The following is a 2683-nucleotide window of genomic DNA, read 5'->3' as shown; positions in this document are numbered from 1 at the left end:
CTACCGGTCACGCGCATTCCTCAGCGGGACATGACCCCGGAAGGCTCAGGCCTTACGAGCCGCCACAGAGAACACCAGCGGCACCCTCTCGTGACCCGAGGCCAAAGCAAATCCGGCCGGCGTCTCTACGAGTGGGGGCACCGGCTTCCAGGGCATAGCAGCCCGGCCACCCTCGCAGGCCGTCGAGGTGCGAGTGTGGTCGACCACGTGCTGCCCGCGGAGGTTCCTTGGCCGTCCCCAGCCTGATCAATCCGTGCAACGTTCGGCTCGCGGCCTCAAGCGTCGTTCGGTCAAGGCCTCGACGGCTTGGAGGCTCAGCGCGTGACCGCGCCGTGCCTCCACGCCGTCAGCTCGCCGGGACGCGACCTCCGGGGTCAGGCGGCCATCGCCCCGTAACGCTTGTGGCCCTTGACGTCGTAGCGGTCGAGCATCATGACCTTCGACCAGACGCGGATGAATTCGCGGACGAACCGCTCTTGCCCGTCGCTGCCCGCGTAGGCGTCGGCGATCGACCGCAGTTGCGCGTTCGAGCCGAATACCAGGTCATTCCGGGAGGCCCTCCAGCGAGCCTCGCCGGTCGCCTGAACCCGACCAGTGAAGGTCATCGCGGTCTCGTCGTCCTTCGTCCAGATGAGGTCGGTGTCGGTCAGATTCACGAGGAAGTCGGTCGTCAGGGCTCCGACGTGATCCGTGAGCACACCCACGTCGGACCCGTCCCAGTTGCTGCCGAGCACGCGGAGCCCGGCGTGCAGGACGGTCCACTCCGGTGCGGTGAAAGTGAACAGGTTCGCCTTGTCGAGGAATGCCGCTTCGGGCGCGACGCCCGGAGCAAACTCTTCGAAGCGCTCGGACACGAAGTTGCGGAACCCGTCCGCAATGGGTCGCAGCCACTCGAACATCTCGATGTCGGTCAACTCCTGCGTCGTGTCGACACGGCCTGGCGTAAACGGCACGCTGGCGTCAGATCCTGCCGCCCGTGCCGCCTGCTCCACGGCGGCGCTGCCGGCGAGGACGATGAGGTCGGCGAGAGATACCTTCCGTCCGCCCGACGTCGCCGTGAAAGCCGCCTGCACGTTCCGCAGCGCGTCGATGACTGGGACGGTGCGTCGGTTGACCGCCCAGTCTTTCTGCGGCGACAAGGCCAGGCGGGCACCGTTCGCCCCTCCGCGCTTGTCGCTGTCGCGGTAGGTCGAGGCGGCGGAGAACGCCGTGTAGACGAGGTCGGACACGGACAGCCCGGTCGCGAAGACGGCTTCCTTGAGCGCTGCCACGTCGGCCTCGTCGAGTGAGGATCCTGCTGCGTCCGGGAGCGGGTCCTGCCAGAGCAGGTCGTCGGCGATGGTGACCTCCGGGCCGAGGTACCGGTGCTTCGGCCCCATGTCGCGGTGCGTGAGTTTGTACCAGGCCTTCGAGAACGCGAGGGTGAACAGATCGAAGTCGGCCAGGAAACGCTCGCATATGGCCCGATACTCCGGGTCGACCTTGAGTGCGATGTCCGAGGTCATCATCATGAGCGGGTTCATCTGACCGGGTACGTGGGCGTCCGGAGTCTTCGGCGCCTCCGAGTCAGTCGGCGTCCACTGCAGCGCGCCGGCCGGGCTTTTCGTCTGCTCGTAGTCGTACGCGAACAGGTTCTCGAGGTAGGTGTTGTCCCACTGTGTCGGGTTCGGAGTCCAGCTGCCCTCGATGCCGTTGGTCGAAGTGTGCTCGGCACTGCCGGTACCCACCGGGTTGTACCAACCGAGCCCCATCGACTCGATCGGGGCTTTCTCGGGTGATGGTCCGATGTCGGATGCGGGTACCTGGCCGTGGCTCTTACCGAACGCGTGGCCACCGGCGATCAATGCCACCGTTTCCTCGTCGTTCATCGCCATCCGCGTGAACGTGATGCGAATGTCGCGTGCTGAGCCCAGCGGGTCGCCGTTCGAATAGGGCCCCTCAGGGTTGACGTAGATGAGCGCCTGGTGCGACGCGGCCAGGGGGCTCTGCAAGTCGTAGCCCGCGTCGCCGTTCTGACCATGCCAGCGTTCGTCGCGGCTCACCATCTCGTCAGGGCTCGCGACCGCGTGCGGGTTCCAGACCTCCGGGCCCCACCAGGTGCCGTCGTCCGGTTCCCACGCATCGAGTCGTCCACCACCGAAGCCGTACGTCGGCAGGCCCATCAACTCGAGGGAGCAGTTGCCGGTCAAGACCATCAGGTCGGCCCACGACAGAGCGTTGCCGTACTGGTGCTTGATCGGCTGTAGGAGTCGTCGTGATTTGTCGGTGTTGCCGTTGTCCCACCAGCTTCCAATTGGTGCGAACCGCTGCATCGCGGTGCCCGCTCCGCCACGGCCGTCGGCAATTCGGTACGTGCCGGCGGCATGCCACGCCATTCGGATCATCTGTGGACCGTAGTTGCCGTAGTCCGCCGGCCACCAGTCGACCGATGTGGTGAGCAGTCGCTTGATGTCCGACTTGAGCGTCGTGAAGTCGATCGTGGCGAAAGCCGCCGCGTAGTCGAAGTCCGCGCCGAGCGGGTCGGCGTCTACGCCGTTCCGGTGGAGAAGCTCAACCCGGAGACGCTGCGGGTACCAACTGTCCAGGGTCGGCGACTGACCGAAGGTGCCACCGAGGTGGTCGCCACCTGCTGGCAGCGCACCGCTCATGTGGAAACTGCATGTGTTGGTCTGGTCGTCAGTGC

Annotated in this window: 1 protein-coding gene; it reads right to left on the bottom strand. The window is 66.1% G+C overall.

Annotated features, from left to right (window positions below):
* Positions 1–374 precede the first annotated feature (374 nt).
* Positions 375–2683: catalase/peroxidase HPI (gene katG, locus CXY77_RS00035; RefSeq protein WP_233197125.1), on the bottom strand; the 2309-nt coding region annotated here is incomplete at its 5' end.

Origin of the sequence: Cryobacterium sp. N21, from assembly GCF_002929575.1 — a bacterium.
GTDB classification, from domain to species: Bacteria; Actinomycetota; Actinomycetes; order Actinomycetales; family Microbacteriaceae; genus Cryobacterium; species Cryobacterium flavum.
The sequence above is the reverse complement of the archived record's forward strand: the minus strand, read 5'-3'. Positions and strand labels throughout refer to the sequence as shown.